Source organism: Allokutzneria albata (genome assembly GCF_900103775.1).
Taxonomy (GTDB): Bacteria; Actinomycetota; Actinomycetes; order Mycobacteriales; family Pseudonocardiaceae; genus Allokutzneria; species Allokutzneria albata.
This window is the reverse complement of the sequence record NZ_LT629701.1, coordinates 710283-733677: the sequence shown is the minus strand read 5'-3', so window position 1 is coordinate 733677 and position 23395 is coordinate 710283. Positions and strand designations below refer to the sequence as shown.

The following is a 23395-nucleotide window of genomic DNA, read 5'->3' as shown; positions in this document are numbered from 1 at the left end:
GCGCTGTTACTTCTGCCGGGAGGATCGATGTACCCCGAGATCGAGCCCTACGACCAGGGCATGCTCGACGTCGGCGACGGCCACCGCGTGTACTGGGAGGTCTCCGGCAACCCGGAGGGCAAGCCCGCCGTCGTCGTGCACGGCGGCCCCGGTTCCGGGAGCACCCCCGGCAAACGCCGGTACTTCGATCCCGCCGTCTACCGGATCGTCCAGTTCGACCAGCGCAACTGCGGCCGCAGCACGCCGCACGCGAGCGAACCCGTCGTCGACCTCTCCGCCAACACCACCGATCACCTGCTGCGCGACATGGAGCAGCTGCGCGAGCACCTGGGCGTCGAGAAGTGGCTGGTGTTCGGCGGTTCCTGGGGCTCGGCGCTCTCGGTGACCTACGCGCTGCGCCACCCGCACCGCGTCTCCGAGATGATCATCACCGCCGTCGCGACCGGCAGGCACTCCGAGATCGAGTGGCTGATCCGCGGGTTCGGCGCCCTGGCGCCCGAGGCCTACGAGCGCTTCCTCGCCGGTGTCCCCGACCCGGGCGAGGACGTCTCCGCCGCCTACCACCGCCTGCTGATGGACCCCGACCCCGCCGTGCACCGCAAGGCCGCCGAGGACTGGTGCGCCTGGGAGGACGCCATCGCCACCGTCCCGCCCGGGCGCGACGTCGAGCACGAGCCGTGGGAGCCCCGCTTCCAGCTCGCCTTCGCCCGCCTGGTCACCCACTACTTCAGCAACCGGTGCTGGCTGCCCGACGACGAGCTGGCCCGCGAGGGACACGTGCTCAAGGACATCCCGGGCGTGATCGTGCACGGGCAGCTCGACCTCAGCGCGCTCGCCGGGAACCCGTGGGTGCTGCACAGCTGCTGGCCGGGCTCCGAGCTGGTGGTCGTCGAGAAGGGCACGCACGGAACAGGGACGAGGGAGGCGATCATCGCGGCGGCCGACCGCTTCGCCGCGCCGTGACCTGACGGCCGTCAGATAGGGCGATCTTGCGGGCCGTTCGCGTGTCCCTGGCCGCTTTCCCCCCGCGAGCGCCCGATCTTCGCCACGATGGCGCCATGACGGACTACGGCGTCGACACCGACCGGCACGCACTGGTGGCGATGTGGAGCTCGGGGCTGGGCAACATCGCGCACACCGCCGCGGACCTGCCCGACACGGTCTCCACCGACCAGGCGCTGTTGCTGACGCACGTGCTCAACGGGCTCTCCAAGGCGGCGTGGCGCACCTACACCCACCCCGCCAGCCCGCTGGACGACGCCGAGCTGGACCTGGACGGCGAGGGCTGGGAACGGACCGACGAACGCGCCGCCCTCGCCGACGTGGTGGCCGCGATCCGGGCGCCGAACCTGCCCGAGGACGGGATGCTGCTGGAGTCCTACAGCCCGGTCATCGAGTCGGCGCACCGGGTCGGCCGCGAGCTGCACGCGATCTCCGACGCCGGGCTGACCGAGCAGCTGGTCGTCGAGGTGGAGGCGGAGCTGGCCGCGATCGAGGCGGCCGAGCGCGGCGACCTCACCGGGCGGGCCCGCCAGGCGGTGCGGCTGACCAGGGCCGATGCCTCACCGTTGCAAGTGGCGGCCGCGGACGCGCTGCTGCAGCAGGACCCGCTCGGCTCGGCGGCGCTGTTCAGCGAGGTCGACGCGACCGCGGCCTCCGTCGCCGCCGCGCACTGGCTGCAGGTGGCCGCGGAGATCGCGGCGGAGATGGCCGAGACCGCCCCGACCGAGGTGGTGATCGAGGCCGACGACCTGGAGCCGCTGGCCGTGGACACGCCGACCCTGGTGCTGGAGCGGCTGGCCGCGGGCGAGACGCCGCGCCAGGTGGTGACCGACCTGGTCGGTGACGCCATGGCGGTGGCCGACGGGCGCATCCCGGACGTCGAGGGCCTGATGGTGCTGCTCGTGCAGGCGGGCGAGGACCTCAGCGGCGACGGCGAGGACTTCGAGGCGACGGTGCCCGACCGGATCACCCCGCTCGACCCGGTGCGCCCCGCCCACGACCTGCTGGAGGACCTGCTCGACGGCATCCGCGGCTGCTGGCTGCTCTACCGGGCCTACGAGGACGACGCCGCTCCCCCGGACACCCCGGCCCCGCAGCGCGCCGACCGCGACCGGGCGTTCTTCGACCGCGTCCGCAAGGAGGCCGCCGCCCGCCAGGACCGCCTGCTCTAATGGGCGGGTGTGGTTCGGAGTGCTCGGCGAGCTCGTCGCGCTGCGGGAGGGGCGGCGCGTAGAGCTTCCGGCGGGGCGGGCGCGGGGGATGCTCACCGTGCTGCTCGTCGAGGCGAACCAGGTCGTCCCGCTGCGCGTGCTGAGCGAGCGGGTGTGGGGAGCGGACCCTCCGTCGCGGGCCGGGAACACCTTGCGCGCGTACGCCTCGCGCCTGCGGGAAGCCCTGCCCGACGTGGAGATCGAGCGCACCGGCGACGGCTACCGCCTCACCGCGGACGAGGACAGCATCGACCTCCACCGCTTCCGCGCCCTCGCACCCGGCAACCCCGCGGCGGCACTGGAGCTGTGGCGCGGCACTCCACTGTCCGAATTGGACAGTCCGTGGGCCGTCGAGACGCGGACCGCGTTGCTGGCCGAACGGCTCCGCGCGGCGCTGGACGACAACGACAACCAGCTCCGAACAGCCGGGCTCGGCGGCCTGCTGCCGAACCTGCTCGCCGACACCGAGGATGACGAGCGCCGGATCGGCCAGGTGCTGCTCGGGCTGTACGGCGATCAACCGGCGCCCTCCGGCTCCGTTCCGCGAGAACTTCCCGAAGCACCAACGGGATTCGTCGGGCGCGGCGGAGAGCTGGCCGCGCTCGGACGACGCTTCGCGATCCAGCGCGAAGAGGGAGCGGTCACGCTCGCCGTCCACGGGCAGCGGGGCGTCGGCAAGAGCTGGCTCGCACTGCGCTGGGCACACGACAACCTCGACCGCTTTCCGGACGGGCAATGCTACGTCGACCTGAGCGGCCCGGTCACCGAACCGCCGGAAGCCGCGGGACGATCACTGCTGGTGCTCGACAACGCGCGAGACTTCGAGCAGCTGAAACCGTTTCTGCCCGACGATCCCGCGTGCACGGTGATCATCACGAGCCGGGAGCGGATCACCACGCGGGGCGCACAGCCGCTCGGGCTCGAACCGCTCGGCGAACGCCACGCGCGCGATCTGCTGGCAGAACACCTTGGCGAGCAACGAATCCAGGCCGAGAGAAGCGCGGTCGACGAGCTGCTGAGCTACTGCGACGGCCTGCCGCTGTCCCTCGGCGTCATCACCGCACGCGCCCGCGCGAACCCCGGGATCCCCTTGGCGGCGCTGGCGACCGAGCTGCGCGAGTACGCCGCGCAGCTGTCCTGGCTGGACGCCGACGACGCCGAGCTGAACCTCCGCGTGGTGCTGACGTTCAACCAGTCGCCCGCAGCTCCCGGGGAACCAGGACGACTTCGCAGTCTCGGGTGACCAGGACCTTGGCGATGTCGTCGCGGCTGGGCACCTCGTACATGGCGGGCAGCAGCAGCTCCTCCAGCACCGCCCGCGCCGCCCTGGCCCCCGTGCCCAGGCTCAGCGCCCGCTCGGCGATGTTCGGCAGCGCCCCCCTGGCGAACTCCAGCTCGACGCCGTCGTAGCGGAACAGCTTCTGGTACTGCCGGACCAGCGCGTTGCGCGGCTCGGTCAGCACCCTGGTCAGGGTCATCCGGTCCAGCGGCCGCACGGCGGTGACGACCGGCAGGCGGCCGACGAACTCCGGGATCAGCCCGAACTCGACCAGGTCCCGCGTCGTCGGCTCGGCCTCCTCGGTCGCGCCACGAGCACCGAACCCGATGCCCGGCGCGGTGGTCTTCCTTTCCAGACCGGGGAAGGCGCCCGCCGCGATGAACAGGATGTTCGTCGTGTCGATCTGGATCAGCTCCTGCTGCGGGTGCTTGCGCCCGCCCTGCGGCGGCACGCTCGCGACGGTGCCCTCCAGGATCTTCAGCAGCGCCTGCTGCACGCCCTCACCGGAGACGTCCCGGGTGACCGAGGGGTTCTCGCTCTTGCGGCCGATCTTGTCGACCTCGTCGATGTAGACGATCCCGCGCTGCGCCCGCTCGATGTCGTAGTCGGCCGCCTGGATCAGCTTGAGCAGGATGTTCTCCACGTCCTCGCCGACGTAGCCCGCCTCGGTCAGCGAGGTCGCGTCGGCGATGGCGAACGGCACGTCGAGCAGCTTCGCCAGGGTCTGGGCGAGGTAGGTCTTGCCGCAGCCGGTCGGCCCCGTCAACAGCACGTTGGACTTGCCCAGCTCGACGTCGGAGTCCGGGCTGCCGACGCGCTTGTAGTGGTTGTAGACGGCCACCGACAGCGCGCGCTTGGCCTCCTCCTGGCCGATCACGTACTCGTCCAGCCGTTCCCGCAGCTCGCGCGGCCGGGGAAGGGGCGCGTCGGCGACGGGGGCGGCGTCCTCCTCCGCGGCCAGCTCGTTGCACAGGCCGACGCACTCGTCGCAGATGTAGACCCCGACCGGGCCCGCGATGAGCCTGCGCACCTGCTCCTGGCCCTTGCCGCAGAACGAGCACTTCGGCAGGTCGTGGCGCACGGCCACCTCCAGTCGGATGATCGAACCAGATGTTCAGATCATCCAGGCTACCGTCAGTGCGCGCTGAGGAGCGAGTAACAGGCCAGGTGCAGCGCGAGGCGTTGCTCAGGGGAGTCGAGATCGATACCGCGCGCCCGGATGCGCTCGATTCGGCTGAGCACGGTGTTGCGGTGCACACCGAGCCGGGCCGCCGCTTGACCGGTTGAGCCCGCGCAGTCCAGCAACGCGACGAGGGCCGTGAGCAGCACGTCCGCGTCCGGCGCGGCCAGCAGGTCGGCCAGCGCCACGCGAGCGGCGGCGGCGACGTCGGGCACGGGTATGCAAGCCAGCACCGCGCGCGGGCCGAGCGCGCCGAACAGCTCGACCGTCTCGCCGTCGCGCCGACCGGCCACCGCCGCGGCCAGCCGGGCCTCGTCCACCGAGCGGCGCAGGCCCGCGATTCCCTCGCCCGGCAGGCCGACGCCCGCGGCGAGCTGCACGGGCCGCGTGGCCAGCAGGTGCGGCCGCAGCAGCCCGGCGATCGCCTCCGGGCCCTCCGCGCCGGTCCACCAGCTCACCCAGCCCTCGCCGCGCGGAATCAGCGGCAGGTGGGGGAAAGCCTCCTGCCACGCCGCGATCACCCGCGGCGTCGTCGCCTCCGGGTCGGCGTTGTCCGCCTCGCGCACCTGGAGGAACACGGCGATGTGGTTGCCGTCGACCGACCACCCCGCGGCACGCGCCGCTTCGGCGTCGCCGTCCTCGCCGAGCAACAGCTCCAGCAGGACCCGATCGCTCGCGGCCTGGTGCACCGGCCTCAGCCACGCGCGCCCGACGCAGGCGGCGAGCGGAGCGCGAGCCAGACCCAGGACCGTGCGGACGGTCAGCGCCCACGACGGCGACCACGCCGCGAGCTGCCCGACCAGGCGCGCCCACGGACGGCCGTCCGGCCCCGGCACGTGCACCTCGACGCGGCGCCTGCCCTCGGCGTGGTCGGCGGCGGCGCGCCCGGCGAGCACGTGCCCGTCCTCGGCGATCAGCGCGACCTGCACGCCGGGGACCTCGGTGTTGATCACTCCGACGATGTCGCGGAGGGTGCCGCGCTCACCGAAGAGCACGGCGCAGCGCGCGGTCAGCCGGGCCCGCGCGGCATCGGTGTCGGCGACCGCGGCGGAGAGTTCGAGGGCGTGCCGAGCGGGGTCGGCGACCACGAACAGGGGGACCCGCAACCGCTCGGCGAGCTGGGCGGTGGGGTTGCCGACCGCGATGTCCGACGGCGCGATCACGCAGGAGGCGTTGCGCTCCCAGGCCAGCCGCAGCGCGGACTCCAGCGCCCAGGCGCCCTGCGCCGCGGTCCCGTGCAGCACCACCGCGGAGTGCGGCTCGCACTGCCGGATCTCCTCCAGCTCGGCGACCAGGACCACGCCGGAGACCTGGCGGTCCAGCTCCTCGCCGGCGAACACCTTGGCCTGGCCCAGCGGCCCGAACTGGACCAGCTCGGCCACGCTCAGCTGCTCGACGACGTCCTTGCGGCTCACCTGCTGGCCTCCTCGCGGGGGTGGTCGACCGGGAAGCCGAACGCGCGCGGCCCGGCCAGCGCCAGCCCGGCCCGGCTGTGCCACATCGGGTCGGCGGGCATCACCAGCACGTCCACGTCGTTGCCGACCGCGACCCGCTCCAGCCCGACGATGTGCGGTTCGCGCTGGTCCAGCAGGCAGAGCACGTCCGGCACGGCCGCGCTGACCACCCCGTCGGCCACCGCGAGGAAGATCTCGCTCTGCCCTTCGAGGCGGATCATCCGCCCATCCGGCCCCGGCTCGCGCACCACGACGCTGGTCGGCACCGCCGGGTACTGCCGCGCGCCGACCGTCCTGGTCGCGTGGCCCAGCTCGACGACCCGGCCGCCGCCGAGCACCCGCGCCCCGGCGATGGCGGCGAGCCCGGCCAGCATCGTCGCGCGGTCGGGCGCGCCGCGCAGCAGCCTGCCCGCCTCCAGCACCCGGCTGGTCGAGCCGCGGATCGCGCACTTCGCCAGTTGGTCCACAGTGGACGGATAGGTGGCGCACAGCATGAACCCGCCCGCGGCCTGCATCGCCGAGCGCAGCAGCAGCTCCGCGCGGGCCGTCGTGGTGTCCAGCGCGATCACGTCGCCGGAGAGGCTGACCGCGGCGAGCGGCCCCATCGGCAGACCGGCCAGCGTGTAGGTGGTCTGGCTGACCAGCGGCAGCACTCGTCCCATGCCGTCGCAGTCCACCAGCGGCAGGCCGAGCGCCGCGGCGGCAGCGACCGGGAAGACCGCGTTGGGCCCGCTGGCGTTCAGCGACACGATCGCGTCGACGGCCTTGCCCAGCCTGGACTCCAGCGCGCGGACGGCGAACGCCGCCTCGTCGCCGGACGGCGGGAGCTCCAGCATCGGGCCGAAACCACCGATGGCGCCGATCGCGACGCACAGCGCCTCGCCGTCCAGCTCGTCGAGCCCCACCATGCGCACCGGGCCCCGCTCGCGCAGCAGTTCGGCGAAGTTCGCCATGGTGCCGTCGAAGTGCGTGCTGCCCGCGGAGGAGCACATGAGCTGGCTGCCCGTGGCCAGCGTGGGCAGGTCGTCGACGGTGATCTCGGTGATCACGCCCGCCCCTCCTCGGGCCGGCTGCTCGCGCGCACGAGCAGCCGGTAGACGTCGCGGCCGAGGAACGCCAGCGCCGTCGCCACCGAGCTGATCACCCGCTCGCTGCCCGGGCGCGCGCCCGCCGCCGCGACCAGGGTCATGGCCTGGCGCTCGGCCAGGTGTTGCTGCCGTTGCAACTCATCGAGGGTATCGGCGGGGACGACGATGTCCAGCCACGCGCTCGGTTCGCTGCACGCGGCGCCCACCGCGCTCGGATTGGCCTCGGACCGCAGCGGGACCAGCGCGGGACCGATCTCCGCGCACAGCCGCTCTGCCACGCCCACGCCCTCCCGGTCGAACGCGGCGACCACACTCGGCCCGACCAGGGAGCGCAGCTCGGCGGCGAGCGCGGGTTCGGAGCCGGTGCCCCGAACGTTGAGCACCGGGATCGGGCTGACCGTGCGCACGCCGAGCTTGCCCGCCAGGTCCGGGGCGATCCTCGGCCGCCCGTCGTCGACCCGGCCGAGCGCGATGAACCCGCGCGCCGCGAGCACCACGTGCGTGTCCGGCCTGCGGGTGAGCACGGCGGAGCCGGTCAGCACGCTCGCGCCGTCCGCGCCGAGGCAGCGCACCGGGACCGCGCGCAGGCGCTTCGCCGAGACCCGCCCGCCGTCCCCGGTGGCGAACCAGCAGCCGGGTGCGCCCGGCAGGGCCGCGGTCAGCCGCTCGCAGCGCTCGATCAGCTCCTCGGCGGTACCGAGCAGCGCGGCGTTGATGATCGTGGTGGCATCGCGTTCGAGCAGGCCCAGCCCGCCCGAGTCACTGGAGAGGCGGATGCGCAGGTCGGGGAACTCCTCGCGGAGCCGGGCCGCGACCGCCTCCTCGTGGGCGACGCTGTTGGAGGCCCCGGTCGCGGTGACCGTGAGCGTGCCGAGCCCGGCCGCCCTGGCCTCGGTGGCCGCGCGCACCGCGGCGTCGAGGTCCACCGGAACCAGCTCCGCGCCGAACAGGTCGTGCCCGCCCGCCACCACTCCGCGCCAGGAGATCAGCGACCGCACCAGCTCGGAGGGGTGCGCCAACGCCCGCGGCGCGCGCGGCAGGACCAGCAGTGACGCCACCGGTACCGCCGGGGTGACGCTGAACGCCTTCGGCACCTGCGCCTGCGCACCGGTCGCGAGCAGGGCGTACTCGACCAGCGGCGCGATGTTCCAGACAACGGTGTCTACTGTGGACGGTGCGGCGACCGACAGTTCCCGCAACAGCGCGGGCAGTCCCCGCCAGCCCCCGTCGGACCGGCGCGCCGCGGCCAGCACCCGCCCGGCGTGCACGAGGGCGGCGTCCGCACCGCTCGCGCCCAGCCGGACCCCGATGCGCATGACTCCCCCGCTCGTCGTCCCAGGGGTTGATCAATACACCGTGCGCGCGCCACTGTCGAACCGCTGTCGACCGTCCTGCGTAGCCCCGCCCGCTCACCGGCCCAATCACGGAGCTGGGAGCGCTCTTGCCGGCCAAGCGGGAGAAGCGTGGCCGGTGTAGGCGCGGAGTGCGTGACCCGGGGAGACGTTGCCGTCGAGCAGGTCCGCGTCGACCAGGTGCACATCGCGCTCGGTCGCGGGGCCGTAGCCACCACCGCCGCCGGTCATGCACCGCAGCACGTCGCCCGCGAACAACTTCAGCCCGTTGCACTTGAGCAACCGGCGCTCGTCCGGCCGCCCCGGGTTGACCACCACCTCCGGCGGAGCCGCGTCGGAGCCGCCGAACAGCCCCCACGCCGGGGTGACCGACCGCTCGAACCACAGCGACAGCGAGCACTCGTGCAGCGCCACGTACTCGCGGACCACCCCGTTGCCGCCACGCCACCGTCCGGCCCCACCGGAATCCGTCCGAATGCCGTATTCGGTGACGCGCAAGGGAAAACGCGTCTCGAAGACCTCGATCGGCATGTCCTTCAGCGATCCGTTGACGTTGTTGATCAACGCGGTCTCGCCGTCGCTGCCCGCCCACGCGCCCCACCCGCCGAGCGTGGCCTCCAGGCTCACGTAGTCGCGGCCGGTGCGCGGATCGGTCCCGGCGCACTGCACGATCATCGAATCGCCGTGGCCTGCCGCGGCCACCCGCTCCGGCAGCGCGGGCGCCAGCGCCTTGGCCACCAGGTCGATCAGCAGGCCCAGGTGGGAGAAGTACCACTGGCACGCGGCAGGCGCCTGCGCCCCGAACACCGAACCCTCGCGGACCTCGACGGTGAGCGGGCGGAACGAGCCGCCGTTGCCCGGGATCTCCGGGCTGATCAGCATCTTGTAGCCGACCCGGCACGCGGACACCGCCTGCGCGGCCCCGCAGTTGACCGGGCCCACGGTCTGGTCGGCGGACTCGGTGATGTCGAAGGTGATGTCCTCGCCGGAGACGGTGATCTTCAGCCGCACCGGGACCGGCGTGTCCAGGTCGATGCCGTCGTTGTCCAGGAAGCCTTCCGCGCGGTAGACCCCGTCCGGGATCCCGCGCACCACGGCCCGCTCCATGCGCTCGGTCTGGTCGAAGATCTCCTCGGTCGCCTGGGCCAGCGTCCGGGCGCCGAACCGCTCGACGATCTCGGTCAGCCGCCGCTGCCCGATCTCGATCGTGGCGATCATGGCGTTGAGATCGCCCATGGTCGGGTACGGGAAGCGCACGTTGGTGCGCACCGTGTCCAGCACCCCGTACACCGGCTCGCCGCCCGAGACCAGCTTCTGCGGCCCGAGGCGCAGGCCCTCCTGGAAGATGTTCACCGAGTCCATCGACCCGCCGGGGTCCTTGGAGCCGACATCGATCCAGTGCGCCCTGGTCGCGGTGAACCCGGCCAGCCGCTCCCCGGTGAACACCGGCCCGAAGATCGTCACGTCGTTGAGGTGGGTGCCACCGAGGTAGGAGTCGTTGAGGATCCACACGTCCCCCGGTCGCCACACGTCGCGACCGAAGCGCTCCTCGGTGAACCGCGTGCAGACCTCCAGGTTGCCCAGGAAGATCGGCAGCCCCGCCGACTGCCCGAGCACCCGGTGCCGGTCGTCGAGCAGCGCGACCACGCAGTCCCCGCACTCGTAGATCACCGGCGTGTAGGCGGAGCGGATCAGCATCGCGTTCATGTCCTCGGCCGCCGAGGTGAGCGCGTTGCGGATGATCTCGACTGTGACCGGATCGATCATCTGAGTTCCTCTTCGATGACAAGCGAACCGAGGTCGTCGACGCGGACCACGTAACCGGGCGGGACGACGGTCGTCGCCGTGGGTTCGAGCACCAGCGCGGGCCCTTGGAAGGCATGTCCGGCAAGCAGATCCGCGCGCTCCACGATCAGCGACTCGACCGCTGCGCCGTCGAAGACCACCGGGCGGCTGCGATGCGGGAAATCCTCCTCCGCCCGGGCCAGCCGCTCCGGCGCGGGCCTGCCCAGGTCGCCGTGGACGGTCGTGCGCAGCGCGACGAACTCCACCGGGGCTCCCGGGTTGGCGTGCCCGTGCCGCTGCTCGTGCAGCTTGCCGAAGCGCGCCGCGACCGCGTCCAGGAAGTCCGGCCGCGCGGGCTCGTCGGCGCCCTCCAACGGCACCGTGAGCGCGTGTTCCTGTGCCGCGTAACGGAGATCGACCGCGTGCTCCACGCGCCGGGCGAGTTCGGGAACCCCTTCGTCGTCCAGCGCGCGCAGGCCCTGCCCGGCCAGCCCGGCGAGCCGGTTCGCCAGCTCGGCGCCGTCCACGTCCACGTCGAGGCGGTAGTACGGCTCGGTGAGGTCGCGGCGGACCTCCGTCTGGAGCATCCCCCACGCCGAGAACGCCCCGGGGAAGCGCGGCACCACGACCTCGCGGATGCCCAGCTCGCGCGCCAGGAACACGGCGTGCATCGGTCCGGCGCCGCCGAAGGCGACCAGGCCGAAGTCACCCGGTTCGATGCCGCGCGCCACGGTGATCGTCCGGATCGCCTGCGCCATCTTCGCGTTGGCCACCGCCAAGATTCCTTCGGCCGCCGCCACGGTGCCGATGCCCGAACCCGCGAGCGGTTCTCCGGTGGGGGTGTGCGAGCCGAGGGCGCGGCCGAACTCGGTGACCGCGGAGCGAGCCGCCTCCGGGTGCAGCGGCACGCGCCCACCCGCGAAGGACTCCGGCTCGATCCGCCCGAGCACCAGATTGGCGTCGGTCACCGTGGCCTGCTCACCGCCGTTGCCGTAGCAGGCCGGGCCCGGCCGCGCCCCCGCCGAGTGCGGGCCGACCCGCAGGCCGCCCGCCTCCACCCACGCCACCGACCCGCCACCGGCGCCGACGGTGTGGATGTTGACCGCGCTCATCAGCATGGGCAGCCCGTCCAGCCGCACCTCGGGCGCGACGTCCGGTCTGCCGTCCACGACCATGGACACGTCGAAGGACGTCCCGCCCATGTCCACGTAGATGAGGTTCGGCCGCGCCATCGCCCCGGACAGCGCGACCCCGCCCATGGTCCCGCCGACCGGCCCGGACAGCAGCGTCTGCAACGGCCGCCGCCGCGCCGACTCCGCGGTGATCATGCCGCCGGAGGACTGCATCACGTGCAGCGGCACGGACATCCCCCGCCGCGCCAGCTCCTCGCCCAGCCGCGCCAGGTAGCCGCGGACGGCCGGGCCGATGTAGGACTCCACGACGGCGGAGGAGGTCCGCTCGTACTCGCGCCACTCGTTCGCCGTCTCGTGCGACAACGACAGCGTGATGTCCTCGCCCAGCTCCTCGACCAGGATCTCCCGCGTCCGCAGTTCGTGCGCCGGGTTGAGGTGGCTGAACAGGTAGGCCACCGCGATCCCGCCGAAGCCCTCGTCCCGGTAGCGGGCCGCGGCCCTGCGCACGGCCCGCTCGTCCAACGGCTCCAGCTCGGTACCGGCGGCGTCCAGTCTGCCGCCGATCGCGGCGACGTCACGGCGCGGCACGAGCGGCTCCGGCTTGCGGAAGTGGAGGTCGTACATCCTGGTCCGGGGGCCCCGCGCGATGTGGTAGACGTCCCGTGCCCCGGCGGAGGCGAGCAGCAGGACGCGCACGCCGCGCCGCTGCAACAGGCTGTTCAGCCCCTGCGTGGTCCCGTGCACGAGGAAGGAGATGTCGGCCGGGTGCTCCACCACGGAGGCGATCGCTTCGAGGACGCCCTCGGCGAGATCAGCGGGAGTCGTCGGGTACTTGCCGATGCGGTAGCGGCGCTCCGTCTCGTCGTAGACGACCACGTCGGTGAACGTGCCGCCGATGTCCAGCGAGACCCGTGCTCCGCTCATGGCGCGGAGGGTAGCCAGCGGCGAAGTGGATCATCTGTGCACGACGGACACCGGGGTGACCCCGCGCAGTGCATCGCGCCTACCTGGGCAACGAACGCCGGACGTGAAACCAAGACATCCCATGTCTAGCGGGCCGCACAGTCGAGCCGACTCACGCTGTGCTCAACGCCCATTCCCCGGCTGGGGTCGCTTCATAGAGTGATGGTCTCATTGTCTGTAGCCGACCGTGCTTCCTCGGTGATGGCTGGCAGGCCGGAAGGGAGTGCAGCACGATGACCGCTCTTGACCGCGCGGAGGCCCCTGCCGTGGACTTCCAGGCTTGCCAGATCCTCTGCCTGGACCTGCCGCCGGAGGTGCCCGCGGTCCGGGTGGTGCACGAGCTGGACGGTGTGGCGCGGCCCGTCGAGCCCGCGCGGCTGCTGGAGGTCGGTCACGCGATGTGGTCGCAGTGGACCTCGGCCCCGGAGCACGAGCGGCCGGAGGTGCTGCTCGGCCTCGAAGGCGACGGGATCGTGCCGACGCTGGCGATGTCGCTGGCCTCGGGCCTGCCGTACCACCTGGCGTGGCGGCTGAACCAGAGCAGGCTGCCCCGCCCGCGCGGCGCGGAGCTGTTCACCTACAACCAGCTGGCGGGCACCCGCGTGCTGGTCGTGGACGCGGCGCTGTCGGACAGCCACATGATCGCCAGCCTGGTCGGCGTGCTGCGCGAGGAGGGCGCCACCGTCGTCGGCGTCGCGTGCCTGTCGGAGGACCGCGCGGGCGTCGGTCGCCGGGTGGTCGAGGCGACCGGAGTACCGCTGACGGCGCTCGCGTACACCACGTAACCCGATCGGACGTAGCATTTTCCCTGTTCAGCGGCTTGACCTCGGCGGAGGCCCAGCTACTGTCCTAGGGCGTCGCCACGGCAGCCTTCCCTGTCGTCCTGCCGTCGGCGGGTCCGAAGGGAGAGGGTCATCGTGCTTCCCGTCGACAGCAACCTGCACAGCGTGCACATCCAGCGTGAGCTCCGGGGCTTCGCCGTCGTCGTCACGGTGTTCGGCGAGGTCGATCTCGCCAGCGGCCCCGCCCTGAACACCGAGATCGCCACCGCTTCCGCGCTCGCCACCCCGCCGGCGCCCGTGGTGCTCGACCTGACCCGCGTGGACTACTTCTCCTCCGACGGACTCACCCTGCTCGCGCACCACCACGAGGTCTGCGCCCACCAGCGCACACCGCTGCGCGTGGTCGCCACGACCGCGCCCGTGCTGCGCCCCATCAGCCTGACCGATCTCGACCGCACCATCGACGTGTTCGACAGTGTCACCGAGGCGCTCAGCCTGCCACCCACTCCTCGGGACGGCTCCAGGCGCTGAGCTCGCGCGCGCTCTCGAACCGCCTCGCTTCACCGCTGACCGGGTCGGTGAACTCCAGCACCTTCGCCAGCAGCTGCAACGGCCGCGTGAAGTCGTCCAGCGGTTTCTCGGTCAGCACCGGGTAGAAGTCGTCCCCGAGGATCGGCACGCCCAGCCCGCTCATGTGCAACCGCAGCTGATGCGTCCGCCCCGTCCTCGGCTGCAGTCGATAGCGCCCCAGCCCGTCCCGGTGCTCCACGAGTTCGACCACCGTTTCGCTGTTCGGCGGCTCGTCGATCTCCCGCGCCGTGATCACTCCGCGTTCCTTGACGATGTGGCTGCGCACCGTGCACGGCAACGCCAGCCCGGGATCGTGCCGCGCGATCGCCTCATACTCCTTGTGCACCAACCGATCCCGGAACATCGTCTGGTACTTCCCGCGCAGTTCGGGCCGCACCACGAACATCACCAGCCCCGCCGTGACCCGATCGAGCCGGTGCGCCGGCACCAGGTCCGGCAACCCCAGGTCGTGCCGCAACTTCACCAGCGCCGTCTCCATCACGTGCTGCCCGCGCGGGATCGTGGCGAGGAAGTGCGGCTTGTCCACCACCAGCAGATCGTCGTCGCGGTGCACGACCCCGATCTCGAAGGGCACCGGCACCTCAACCGGAAGATCGCGGTGGAACCACACGTAGGTGTCCGGCGCGTAGGGAGTGTCCACTGTGATCGGCCCGTCAAGCCCGACGATGCGGTCCTCGCGCAGCATCATGTCGATGCGCTCCGGCGCCACCCTCGGCAACCGCTCCACGAGGTGGTCGCGCACCGTCACCCACTCCCCTTCCGCGGGCAGCCGCAACCGAGCGGGATCCAGCCCGTTGCGCTGCGGCAACGGTGCTTTGGGCCGACGTCTCACCGCGCCACCCTAACCCGCTCAGAACGGCGCCGGTTCGGCGATCGGCTCCGCCCCCGCTTCCAGCCTCTTCCCACGCGGCGAGGTCCACCCACGCCGCCCGTCCGGCCCACGGCGCGCGCAAGGCGCCCCAGGTCAAGCCGACCCCCGAGGCTGGAATCCCGGCCCGGAAAGCCCCGCCCCTACCGACACCGGATCGACTTGCTCAACAGCAGGAAGTTCGTCACCTTCCCGCCCTTCGCGTCAAAAGCCAGCACCCGATCCGCCGAAACAGGCACCTCGAACCGTCCCCGGTCCTCCACCATGCCGCGCCCCTCATATGCCTTCTGCAAATCCGCCACGGAGGACTCCCGCCCGATCCCCTCCGCGGTCTTCGCGAAAGGCGGTGCCGAGATCAGCCGGAGTTTGCCCTGCCCGAAGGACACCCCGCCGTGCTCATTGGCCCGTCTGACGCGGAACGAGGACCGCGCGGAGGATTCCGCCGAGGCGACGGACATCTTCTTCAGCGCCTCCGCGGATCTCGCCAGCAGGTCGGCGCGGGCGGCGAAGTCCTGGGCGGACTGGCCGCGGTGCGCGTCGAGCTGGGCCCTGATCTCGTCGTTCTCCTTCTTCGCTGCCTCGTACTGCTTCTCCGCGGCCGCTTCGAGGGCCATCCGCGCGGGCTCGGGCAGCGGGCCGCCGAGGAAGGAGTAGTCGTCGCAGCCGGTGACAACGGCCACCGGGGACGGGCCGAGCGCGCCGGTGGCGATGGCCTCGTCCTTGGTCATGCCGATCTTGAGTTTGCCGAAGCCGTCGGGGCCGAAGTCGGTGGCCTCGGCGCCCTCCTTGGTGCCCAGCGGCAGGTCCTCGTCGAACAGCCAGATCGCCCCTCCGGCGATCAGCCCGGCCGCGAGGACCCCCGCGGTGATGCCGATCCACACTCCCCCAGTTCTCATGAGCGGAGTCTAAGTCAGCTATTCCACACGTTTCCGCTGGTCACCGACCATGTGCAGACAGTGTCGTCGTCGGAGACCGGCCGAGATTCATCCGCGGCAGCTGCGCGTCGAGCTCGTTCAGCCGCAAGGACGGCGCTTCATGGTTCCCCCAGCGCGGTTCGAACCTCTCGAAAGGAGGACTTTCCCTTGGTGCGCCAAGGTTTTGTCCACCTACCTGAAGACGTTGTACTTTCCTGCCGGGTCCGGACCCGCCCGGCACCTGGCTATGCTGAGCCGTGTGATCGAGTTCCGGATCGACCAGCGGTCCGGCGTCGCGACGTACGTGCAGCTGGTCCAGCAGGTCGAACAGGCGCTGCGCCTGGGTGTGCTCTCCCCCGGCGACAAGCTGCCGACCGCGCGCGAGGTCGTCGAGGCGACCGCGATCAACCCCAACACCGTGCTGAAGGCCTACCGCGAGCTGGAGCGCTCCGGCCTGGTGGAGGCCAAGCGCGGGATGGGCACCTTCGTCCGCCGCTCGCTGGGCTCGCAGCAGACCGGGCGCAACTCCCCGCTGCGCTACGAACTGGCGAAGTGGATGGACCACGCGCGCGCCGCCGGCCTGGGCAGGGACGACATCGACGCCCTCTACGTGGACGTGCGCGCCGAGCACTTCCCCGGCCACTGAGGACCCTTTCACTACTTAATTGGTGAAAGGGTGCAACCCTCGCCGCGGCGGGGCGTCTTCAAGGCATGACTCGACGCACGCTCCTGGTCGTGGCCTCGGTGGTGACCGTGGCCCTCGCCGTCGCACTCGGCATCGCGCTGTGGCCCAGCCGCGACGCGTGGGCGTCCTCGTGCACCGGGGAGATCGCCCCGTCGCGCCAGTCCGCGGAGGTCAGGAACGCCGCGCGGGCGATCCAGTCGGCCGCGCGCGGCGCGTCGGCCGGCATCGCCATGGTGGACCTGACCGGCTGCACCGACGTCGCCGGGGCGAACTCCTCATCGCTGTTCCCGTCCGCGTCCGTGGTGAAGCTGCTGATCGCCCTGGACTCCTTGGCGGGCAAGGGATCCGATCCCGCCGGCCTGGAACGGATGCTCTCCGCCAGCGACGACAAGGTGGCCAGCGAGCTGTGGACGGCCAACGGCGGCGCGGACATCGTGCGCAGGATGAGCGAGCGGATCGGCCTGCAGCACACCCGTCCGCCCGCCCGGCCGGGCCGCTGGGGCGAGACGCTGACCTCGGCCGCCGACGTGGCCCGGATCTACCAGTACATCTCGGCGAAACTGCCCAGGGAACGGCGGATCACCCTGACCGACGCGCTCTCCTCCGCGCCGCGCACCGCGGCAGACGGTTTCGACCAGTACTTCGGCATCCCCACCGGGCTGTCCGGACGGGAATGGGCCATCAAGCAGGGCTGGGGCAGCACCGACGACCGCATGGTGCTGAACACCACGGGGATGGTCAGCGGCAAGCACAACTACGTCGTCGTCGTGCTGAGCAGCTGGCCGAAGGGGACCTCGTGGCCCACGGCGACACAGGCCGTCACGAAGGCGGTCACCGAACTCCAGGGACTGGCCGGGTCTTCGGCTCTGGCGTGACCGCGGTCGCGGCCGGTGCGACGAGCGCGACGCCGGCCGCCACCGCGAACGCGGGCAACCAGCCCACTCCGTCGATCAGCCACCCCACCGCCGCGGCGCCGACGACCTGCCCTGTCGACAACGCCAGGAACGACGCCGCCACCGCGGAAGCGTTCCCCGCCGCGAGCACCATGACCGAGGTCAACGCGACGTAGCTGGCACCGAACACCGCTGCGGCAAGCACCGCCACAGGCACCGAGTCCGGCACCACAGCAAGGAAAACCGTTGAGGCCGCGAGCGCGCCGGTCAACGGCCGCCATGCCCGCTCCAGTCCTACCTTCGTCACCACGTCCCCGGTCACCGCGGCCACGATCCCCGCGGCACCAAGGACGATCCAGAACAACGCGGACTGCGCACCGTCGAATCCGCCGAGCGTGACGACCACGTCGCGTCCGAAAGTCAGGAACGCCGCGCTCGCCGCACCGACGACAGCGCTGGCGATCACCAACCGGATCCTCCTGTCGCCGGACTGAACCGCTTTCCGTTGGTGCGTCGGCAAATCCCGACCCGCGAGGAAGATCGCGACGGTCGCCACGAGGCTGAGCGCGGCGAAGAACAGCCACGCCACCCGCCAGTTCCCGCTGGCGAACAACGCGGACGGGCCGCTGATGAGCACTCCGACGCCCGTGCCCGCGTTGACGATCGCCTGCGCCACAGCGCGACGTGCTTGCGCCACACCACGGTTGACCATCGACACCAGCGGCGGCGTTGCGAGTCCCGTGCTCGCCCCAGCCACGAGCACGCCGAGCACGAGCGCGGTTCCCGAACCGGCCGCGGCGATCAACGCGGTGCCGACCGTCGCAGTCGCTGCGGCCAGCACTGCGGTCCCCCGGTCGCTCCAGCGCGCGGTGAGCACCGCACTGACCACGACAGCAAGGCAGTACGCCGCGTAGCCGCCCGAGGCCAGCGCTCCCGCGGTGGCCGCGCTCATGTCGAACTCGGCGCGGAACTCCGGCAGGTAGAGCCCGTAGGCGTAGCGGCCGAGGCCGTAGGTGACGGCGATGACGGCCACTCCGGCCGCGACCAGCCGTGCTTCGACGGTTCGCACACGCCCTCCTATAACGACCGTTCTACTAGAACGCCCGTTATACTCACTCGCATGGCACCGGAACGCAAGCCCGCCCCGCGCGGCACCGCGCGCGAACGCCTGATCGCCGCGGCCGACGAGCTGTTCCGCCGGGACGGCATCGCCGCGACGCCGGTGGACCGGGCGGTCGGCCGGGCGGGCGTGGCGACGATGACGCTCTACCACCACTTCGCGGGCAAGGACGGCCTCGTGGTGGCCTACCTGGAGCACCGGCACGAGCGCTGGAGGCAGAGCTGGCGCGCGCACACCGAGGCCGCCGAGTCCACAATGGACAAAGCGCTGTCGATCTTCGACGCGCTGCGGGCGTGGGCGGACTCCGGCGAGGTGGAGCGCGGCTGCGCCTTCGTCGACGCGGCCGCCGAGCTGACCGACCGCGAGCACCCGGCGTGGGGGGTGATCAACCGGCACAAGGCCGACTTGCTTGCCCGCCTGACGGAACTGACCGGCTCGGCCGACGCCGCCGAACGCGTGCTGCTGCTCTACGAGGGCGCGCTGACCGGCCTGCTCATCGGCCATCTCGGCGATCCCGTCGGCCAGGCCCGCGCCGCGGCCCGCTCCGTGCTGGACCATTCGGCCTGCGGTTGAACGTAGGTGATGTGCAAGTGCGCCCACCTAACGTCGTCAGGGTTTCACGTTCCTGACGATCACAGGAGGGTTCGCATGCACCGCACCACGATCGGCGTGTTCGCCGCGGTCCTGCTCGCGGCGGGTCTGCCCGCGCTGGCCCAGGCCGCCCCGGCCCCGGACGGGACCGGCATCGAGGCCAGGCCGGCGTTCCAGCTCCCGTTCGACTGCAACTCCAAGTGGCGCCTGGACACCTGGGCGCACGCGCCCGCGCTGGACATGGTCAAGGAGCCCAACCAGGTCGGCACCGAGGGCGCGCCCTACCGGGCCTCGGCCGACGGCGTCGTGCGCCAGTCCTACTACCACTCCAACGCGGGCAACATGATCCAGATCAACCACGGCGGCGGCTGGTTCACCACCGGTATCCACCTGCAGTCCCGCGCGGTGGCGGTCGGCGCCCGGGTCACGCGCGGCCAGATCATCGGTCGCGTCGGCAAGACCGGGCCGACCTCCAACGGGCACCCGCACCTGCACTACGAGCAGGCCTTCGACCGCAACGGTGACGGCGTCGCCTCGTGGGGTGCCGCGGGCACCGAACGCGTCCGCCCGTTCTTCAACGGCGTCGAGTACGGCCAGGCCAACGGCCGCACCTGGCGCAACGTCGTCAGCCGCAACTGCTAGCCCTTCGCGATCTCGGCTTTCCCTGCCAGAGCCGCCTCACCGCTGCCACGGAACGCGCGGCGGTAGGCGTGCGGGCTCGTACCGACGAGCCTCTTGAACCGATCGCGAAACGTCGTGGTCGAGCCGAATCCGACCTCCGCTGCGATCCGCTCCACCGGGTGCGCCGTCGTCTCCAGCAGGAACTGCGCGCGCCGCAACCGCGTTCGGTGCAACCACCGCAGGGGCGTCGTCCCCGTCTGCTCACGGAACCGCCGGTTGAGCGTGCGCGTGCTCATCGACGCGCGAACCGCGATGTCCTCCAGTGACAGCTCGCGCGTCAAGTTCTCCTCCAGCCAGCGCAACAACGGCTCCAGCGTCGCCCCGTCCGGCGTCGGCGGCTCGTGCACGATGAACTGGGCCTGTCCGCCCGCGCGCTCCAACGGCATCACCATCGTCCGCGCCGCGTCGGCGGCGACCGCGGAACCGTGGTCGTTGCGGATCATGTGCAGGCACATGTCCAGCCCCGCCGCGGCACCCGCGGAGGTCAGCACCTGCCCGTTGTCGACGTAGAGCACGTTGGGGTCAACGGAGATCCCCGGGAACTCGCGGGCGAGCATCGCGGTGCCGAGCCAGTGCGTGGTGGCGCGCAACCCGTCGAGCACCCCGGCCTGCGCCAGCACGAAGGCACCCGCGCAGATCGACGCGATCCGCGTCCCGGCGTCGAGCGCGACGCGCAGCACCGAAGCCACGGGCTCGGCCAACGGGATCGTCGGATCGTTGCGACCGGGCACGATGATCGTGTCCGCCGCGGACAGCCCCTCCAGCCCCCACGGCGCGCGCACCTCGTAGACACCCGTGTCGACATCGCTGCCCGCCCCGGCCTCCGAACAGACCCGGACCTCGTAGGCTTTCCCGCCGTCCGGCAGGAACGTCCTGCCGAAGGTGTCCACCGGCATGGCCAGGTCGAACGGCACGACGTCGTGCAGGGCCAGTACCGCGACCGTGTGCATGGCGGGACGATAACCCCCGGATTCTCTTCGGTGGAAGATTTTCCCTTGCCCGTCAGGCATCTTGGGCGTTTGCCGGAATCCGGCGGCGCGTGGTGTTCTTGCCACGGCTCCCCTTTAGCGGATCTTCACCCGAAAACGCACTCATGATCCAAAAGGCGCATGCGGCTGCCCCGAATGGTCCAGCATTCGCCTACACTGCGCCCGTGAGTCATATGCCCGTGATCGCGGCGCTGCGTCAGGTCGTCGACGACATGGTCCGCGGCCTGCGCGCCCTCTCCGGCCACCAGATGCCGATCGCCGCGATCTCCGAGCTCGCCATCCAGTTCGAGGCCGAGCTCGCCGTGATCGAACCCTCCCTGACCGCGCTCGCCGCCAGGGACCCGCACGGCCCCGTCGCGGACACTGTCGCGTTGCTGGGCAAGGCCCGCGCAGCGCTGTCTGCCGAGACCTTCGACGCGGCCGCGCTGCACCCGGCACTGCTCCGGCTGCGCACCGCCGCGCGCAGGCTGGAGGAGGACCTGGCCGCACCTGTCCCGGTCGGCGCGCACCGCGCGTCGTAGCTAGCGCAGGTACGGCGCGATCAGCAGCATCGCCTGGGTGTCCGACGGCGCCGGGTCGGTCTCGACGCACTCCGCCAGCCCGGCGCGCACCGCGTCCGCGTCGATGCCCGCCCCGATCAGCACCAGGTGGGTGTGGTGCGCCTCGCCCTGCTCCCACCGGGACCGCTCGAAGCGCAGGAACCCGCCGACCGTGTGCAGCACGTGCTTCTGCCGGTGCCCGGGAAGTCCGAAGTGGACGAACCCCTTCATCCGGTAAAGACCGGCGGGCCGCGAGTCGAGGAAAGCCATGAGCCGCCTGGGGTTCAGCGGTTTCGCCGAACTGAACTCCACGCTCTGGTACGCCGCGTGCGCGTGCGCCGAGTGGTCGTCGTCGAGGTCGTCGAAGGACAGCTGGCGCGCCACCTCGTCCCGCTTGGGCCGCTGTTCGAACAGCAGCGCCGGGTCGACCCGGCCGTGCGAGGCCGGCAGCACCGGTCTGCCCTCGCTCAGCTCGGTGACGGTCTTGTGCAGCAACCGCTGCTGCTCGGCGTCGATCCGGTCGATCTTGTTGAGCACCACCAGGTCGGCGTACCTGAGGTGCTTGTCCAGCTCGGGGTGGCGCCGCCTGCTCGACTCGAACTCCGCGCCGTCGACCACCTCGACCAGCCCGCCGTAGCACAGCCTCGGGTTGTCGCTGGCCAGCACCATCCGGATCAGGTCGCGGGGTTCGGCCAGCCCGCTGGCCTCGATGACGATCACGTCGATGCCCGCGCCCGGCCGGGCCAGCCGCTCCAGCAGCGCGTCCATGCCGGAGGCGTCCACCAGGCAGCACAGGCAGCCGTTGCCCAGCGAGATCATCGAGTCGACCTGCCCGGCCACCTGCATCGCGTCGATGTTGATGCTGCCGAAGTCGTTGACCACCACGCCGATCCGGGTGCCCCCGCTGGCCGAGAGCAGGTGGTTGAGCAGCGTCGTCTTCCCCGAGCCCAGGAACCCGGCGACGATCACGACCGGGATCTGCTTGCGCCCCAACGCTTCTCCCCTTCTACGGCTGAACGAGCAGGAACCTGGTCAGGATAAGGCGCAGCATCTCCACCTCGTCCTCGACCACCAGATCGCGGTCCACGCTCACCCTGGCGAAGGCCGCGTCCACCAGCGCAGCGATCCACCCGGCCGCCCGCTCCGGCGCCAGCCCCGGGTCGATCCGGCCGGCCTCCGCGGCCCGGCGGAGCAGCCCGGCCAGGCCCTCACGCAACCGGATCTCGTTGCGCACCAGCACTTCCGCCAGCTCCGGATCGCGAGCCGCCTGCGCCGCGACCTCGGTGACCAGACCGGGGGCGCTCGGGTCGGACAGCGGCCGCACCAGCCCGTCCACCACCTCCAGCAGACCGGCCACCGGGTCCTCGGTCCGGCCCGCGCGGTCGAGCAGTTCGGTGTGCTGCCGCCCGTCCAGCTCGAAGATCGCGACGAAGACGGACCGCTTGTTCGGGAAGTAGTGAAACAGGCTGCCGGAGCTGATCCCGGCCCGCGCGCAGATGTCGGCGGTTGTGGTGCGCTCGAAACCCTTGCGGGCGAAGCACTCCGCGGCCGCGTCGAGGATGAGCAGGCGCTTCGCCTCGTACTTGGCCGGGTCGACCGTCCTGGCCATCAGCCGGTCCTGGTCAGCCGCCAGTACTGGCGCTTGTCGTCGTCCCGCACGACGACGCCCAGCCTGCCCAGCTCGGCGCGCAGCAGCCGCACGTCCTTGTCCTCACCGCCGCGCAGCGCCCGCTTCCTGGCCTTCAGCAGCGCGTCGGCGCCCGGCGGCAGGCCCGGGGTGTCCTCCACCCAGAGCCGGTACTCGCCCGCGTGCGGATCGCCCTCCTCCCGCCACCGGTACCCGGCGGCGGTGAAGGCCCCCCGCAGCGCACCCGCCTTGAGGTCGGTCTTCTCCGAGGCCAGCTCCCCGCCGTCCGCTCCCAGGAGCACAATCCTTTTGCCGTCAAGGAAAACCGCGGACACCTTGGCACCGTCGACCTCGGTCGTGTCGTCGCCGCGCGTCAGCACCACGCGCTCGGCGGAGACGGTGACCACCAGCATGTCCAGCGCCACGAAGAACGCCAGCACCAGGCCGAGCAGCGCACCACCGCCGACGAGGACCCACTCCGGGATCTGCTCGGCGAGCTTGAACGGCCCCTGCATCGGCGCCCACGGCAGCGTCGCGACCCATGCGGCGAGGGGTTTCACCACCCAGCCGGCACCGGCTCCCAGTGCGGGCCCGCCGACCCACACGACGGCCTGTTCCCACGACTTGTGCGCGACGACGCGCTCCCCCGAACCGGTCACGTCTTCAAT

At 71.8% G+C, this 23395-nt stretch carries 23 protein-coding genes; 10 read left to right on the top strand and 13 right to left on the bottom strand.

Translation table 11 applies throughout. From position 1 onward, the window contains the following. Window positions 1–27: 27 nt before the first annotated feature. The 3 genes from pip to BLT28_RS03150 all read left to right on the top strand — a co-directional run bounded on the left by pip (window position 28) and on the right by BLT28_RS03150 (window position 3456). A complete protein-coding gene (gene pip, locus BLT28_RS03160; protein ID WP_030432310.1) occupies window positions 28–963 on the top strand; it encodes a prolyl aminopeptidase in 936 nt (311 codons plus the stop codon). A 95-nt stretch (window positions 964–1058) separates the two neighbouring features. After that, entirely contained in the window at window positions 1059–2174 is a 1116-nt protein-coding gene (locus BLT28_RS03155; RefSeq protein WP_030432309.1) for a hypothetical protein, read from the top strand. A 7-nt stretch (window positions 2175–2181) separates the two neighbouring features. Next, a complete protein-coding gene (locus BLT28_RS03150; protein ID WP_043813327.1) occupies window positions 2182–3456 on the top strand; it encodes an AfsR/SARP family transcriptional regulator in 1275 nt (424 codons plus the stop codon). On the opposite strand, the gene clpX is transcribed toward BLT28_RS03150, so the two are convergent. The 6 genes from clpX to BLT28_RS03120 all read right to left on the bottom strand — a co-directional run bounded on the left by clpX (window position 3401) and on the right by BLT28_RS03120 (window position 12408). Next, window positions 3401–4579 (bottom strand): ATP-dependent Clp protease ATP-binding subunit ClpX, encoded by a 1179-nt coding sequence (gene clpX / locus BLT28_RS03145; RefSeq protein ID WP_156051514.1) that lies wholly within the window; start codon window positions 4577–4579, stop codon window positions 3401–3403. The genes BLT28_RS03150 and clpX overlap by 56 nt on opposite strands. Window positions 4580–4626: 47 nt before the next feature. Continuing rightward, on the bottom strand, window positions 4627–6087 hold the full coding sequence (locus BLT28_RS03140; RefSeq protein WP_030432307.1) for a PucR family transcriptional regulator: 1461 nt from the start codon (window positions 6085–6087) through the stop codon (window positions 4627–4629). After that, a complete protein-coding gene (locus BLT28_RS03135; protein WP_052407909.1) occupies window positions 6084–7175 on the bottom strand; it encodes a DUF917 domain-containing protein in 1092 nt (363 codons plus the stop codon). The genes BLT28_RS03140 and BLT28_RS03135 overlap by 4 nt, the downstream gene beginning before the upstream one ends. Next, window positions 7172–8530 carry a hypothetical protein gene (locus tag BLT28_RS03130; RefSeq protein ID WP_030432305.1) on the bottom strand — a complete coding sequence of 453 codons (1359 nt, stop codon included), beginning with the start codon at window positions 8528–8530 and terminating at the stop codon, window positions 7172–7174. The genes BLT28_RS03135 and BLT28_RS03130 overlap by 4 nt, the downstream gene beginning before the upstream one ends. 105 nt (window positions 8531–8635) lie before the next feature. Further along, complete coding sequence (locus tag BLT28_RS03125) at window positions 8636–10333, bottom strand: hydantoinase B/oxoprolinase family protein (protein WP_043813325.1); 1698 nt, start codon at window positions 10331–10333, stop codon at window positions 8636–8638. Further along, window positions 10330–12408, bottom strand: a complete 2079-nt coding sequence (locus BLT28_RS03120) for a hydantoinase/oxoprolinase family protein (protein ID WP_030432303.1) — start codon at window positions 12406–12408, stop codon at window positions 10330–10332. The genes BLT28_RS03125 and BLT28_RS03120 overlap by 4 nt, the downstream gene beginning before the upstream one ends. A gap of 272 nt (window positions 12409–12680) precedes the next feature. Between BLT28_RS03120 and BLT28_RS03115 the strand changes: the two genes are divergently transcribed. Next, window positions 12681–13232 carry a hypothetical protein gene (locus tag BLT28_RS03115; protein WP_043813323.1) on the top strand — a complete coding sequence of 184 codons (552 nt, stop codon included), beginning with the start codon at window positions 12681–12683 and terminating at the stop codon, window positions 13230–13232. Between the two features lie 132 nt (window positions 13233–13364). Further along, window positions 13365–13760, top strand: a complete 396-nt coding sequence (locus BLT28_RS03110; RefSeq protein WP_052407907.1) for an STAS domain-containing protein — start codon at window positions 13365–13367, stop codon at window positions 13758–13760. Here the strand turns inward: BLT28_RS03110 and BLT28_RS03105 are convergent. Next, window positions 13720–14652 carry an RluA family pseudouridine synthase gene (locus BLT28_RS03105; RefSeq protein WP_030432300.1) on the bottom strand — a complete coding sequence of 311 codons (933 nt, stop codon included), beginning with the start codon at window positions 14650–14652 and terminating at the stop codon, window positions 13720–13722. The genes BLT28_RS03110 and BLT28_RS03105 overlap by 41 nt on opposite strands. 179 nt (window positions 14653–14831) lie before the next feature. Further along, window positions 14832–15584 (bottom strand): hypothetical protein, encoded by a 753-nt coding sequence (locus BLT28_RS03100; RefSeq protein ID WP_156051512.1) that lies wholly within the window; start codon window positions 15582–15584, stop codon window positions 14832–14834. A gap of 277 nt (window positions 15585–15861) precedes the next feature. Here BLT28_RS03100 and BLT28_RS03095 point away from each other — a divergent pair, with 277 nt between their 5' ends. Then, complete coding sequence (locus tag BLT28_RS03095; RefSeq protein WP_030432298.1) at window positions 15862–16248, top strand: GntR family transcriptional regulator; 387 nt, start codon at window positions 15862–15864, stop codon at window positions 16246–16248. Between the two features lie 65 nt (window positions 16249–16313). Further along, a complete protein-coding gene (locus BLT28_RS03090) occupies window positions 16314–17162 on the top strand; it encodes a hypothetical protein (RefSeq protein ID WP_043813320.1) in 849 nt (282 codons plus the stop codon). Here the strand turns inward: BLT28_RS03090 and BLT28_RS03085 are convergent. Next, a complete protein-coding gene (locus tag BLT28_RS03085; protein ID WP_043813318.1) occupies window positions 17119–18249 on the bottom strand; it encodes an MFS transporter in 1131 nt (376 codons plus the stop codon). The genes BLT28_RS03090 and BLT28_RS03085 overlap by 44 nt on opposite strands. A gap of 51 nt (window positions 18250–18300) precedes the next feature. On the opposite strand from BLT28_RS03085, the gene BLT28_RS03080 reads away from it, so the two are divergent. Together BLT28_RS03080 and BLT28_RS03075 are read left to right on the top strand one after the other, a co-directional pair. Next, window positions 18301–18873: a TetR/AcrR family transcriptional regulator gene (locus BLT28_RS03080; RefSeq protein WP_030432295.1), complete on the top strand. Its 573-nt coding sequence runs from the start codon at window positions 18301–18303 to the stop codon at window positions 18871–18873. Between the two features lie 75 nt (window positions 18874–18948). Next, window positions 18949–19533 carry a M23 family metallopeptidase gene (locus BLT28_RS03075; protein ID WP_052407905.1) on the top strand — a complete coding sequence of 195 codons (585 nt, stop codon included), beginning with the start codon at window positions 18949–18951 and terminating at the stop codon, window positions 19531–19533. Here the strand turns inward: BLT28_RS03075 and BLT28_RS03070 are convergent. Further along, window positions 19530–20522 carry a GlxA family transcriptional regulator gene (locus tag BLT28_RS03070; RefSeq protein WP_030432293.1) on the bottom strand — a complete coding sequence of 331 codons (993 nt, stop codon included), beginning with the start codon at window positions 20520–20522 and terminating at the stop codon, window positions 19530–19532. The two genes, BLT28_RS03075 and BLT28_RS03070, sit on opposite strands and share 4 nt — an antisense overlap. Window positions 20523–20725: 203 nt before the next feature. On the opposite strand from BLT28_RS03070, the gene BLT28_RS03065 reads away from it, so the two are divergent. Then, complete coding sequence (locus BLT28_RS03065; RefSeq protein WP_156051510.1) at window positions 20726–21082, top strand: hypothetical protein; 357 nt, start codon at window positions 20726–20728, stop codon at window positions 21080–21082. On the opposite strand, the gene BLT28_RS03060 is transcribed toward BLT28_RS03065, so the two are convergent. The 3 genes from BLT28_RS03060 to BLT28_RS03050 are packed head-to-tail and all read right to left on the bottom strand — an operon-like array spanning window position 21083 to window position 23386. Beyond that, complete coding sequence (locus BLT28_RS03060) at window positions 21083–22093, bottom strand: CobW family GTP-binding protein (protein ID WP_030432291.1); 1011 nt, start codon at window positions 22091–22093, stop codon at window positions 21083–21085. Window positions 22094–22106: 13 nt separating this feature from the next. Further along, complete coding sequence (locus tag BLT28_RS03055; RefSeq protein ID WP_030432290.1) at window positions 22107–22709, bottom strand: TetR/AcrR family transcriptional regulator; 603 nt, start codon at window positions 22707–22709, stop codon at window positions 22107–22109. Continuing rightward, window positions 22709–23386 carry a YqeB family protein gene (locus BLT28_RS03050; RefSeq protein ID WP_052407904.1) on the bottom strand — a complete coding sequence of 226 codons (678 nt, stop codon included), beginning with the start codon at window positions 23384–23386 and terminating at the stop codon, window positions 22709–22711. Before BLT28_RS03050 ends, BLT28_RS03055 begins: the two co-directional genes overlap by 1 nt. Window positions 23387–23395: the final 9 nt, after the last annotated feature.

What these genes read in the sequence shown, in the direction of transcription:
- pip (WP_030432310.1), top strand. Translation starts at nt 28, where the DNA reads ATGTACCCCGAGATCGAGCCCTACGACCAGGGCATGCTCGACGTCGGC.
- BLT28_RS03090 (WP_043813320.1), top strand. Translation starts at nt 16,314, where the DNA reads ATGACTCGACGCACGCTCCTGGTCGTGGCCTCGGTGGTGACCGTGGCC.
- BLT28_RS03070 (WP_030432293.1), bottom strand. Translation starts at nt 20,522, where the DNA reads ATGCACACGGTCGCGGTACTGGCCCTGCACGACGTCGTGCCGTTCGAC.
- BLT28_RS03120 (WP_030432303.1), bottom strand. Translation starts at nt 12,408, where the DNA reads ATGAGCGGAGCACGGGTCTCGCTGGACATCGGCGGCACGTTCACCGAC.
- BLT28_RS03080 (WP_030432295.1), top strand. Translation starts at nt 18,301, where the DNA reads ATGGCACCGGAACGCAAGCCCGCCCCGCGCGGCACCGCGCGCGAACGC.
- BLT28_RS03075 (WP_052407905.1), top strand. Translation starts at nt 18,949, where the DNA reads ATGCACCGCACCACGATCGGCGTGTTCGCCGCGGTCCTGCTCGCGGCG.
- BLT28_RS03125 (WP_043813325.1), bottom strand. Translation starts at nt 10,333, where the DNA reads ATGATCGATCCGGTCACAGTCGAGATCATCCGCAACGCGCTCACCTCG.
- BLT28_RS03130 (WP_030432305.1), bottom strand. Translation starts at nt 8,530, where the DNA reads ATGCGCATCGGGGTCCGGCTGGGCGCGAGCGGTGCGGACGCCGCCCTC.
- BLT28_RS03055 (WP_030432290.1), bottom strand. Translation starts at nt 22,709, where the DNA reads ATGGCCAGGACGGTCGACCCGGCCAAGTACGAGGCGAAGCGCCTGCTC.
- BLT28_RS03115 (WP_043813323.1), top strand. Translation starts at nt 12,681, where the DNA reads ATGACCGCTCTTGACCGCGCGGAGGCCCCTGCCGTGGACTTCCAGGCT.
- BLT28_RS03155 (WP_030432309.1), top strand. Translation starts at nt 1,059, where the DNA reads ATGACGGACTACGGCGTCGACACCGACCGGCACGCACTGGTGGCGATG.
- BLT28_RS03100 (WP_156051512.1), bottom strand. Translation starts at nt 15,584, where the DNA reads ATGAGAACTGGGGGAGTGTGGATCGGCATCACCGCGGGGGTCCTCGCG.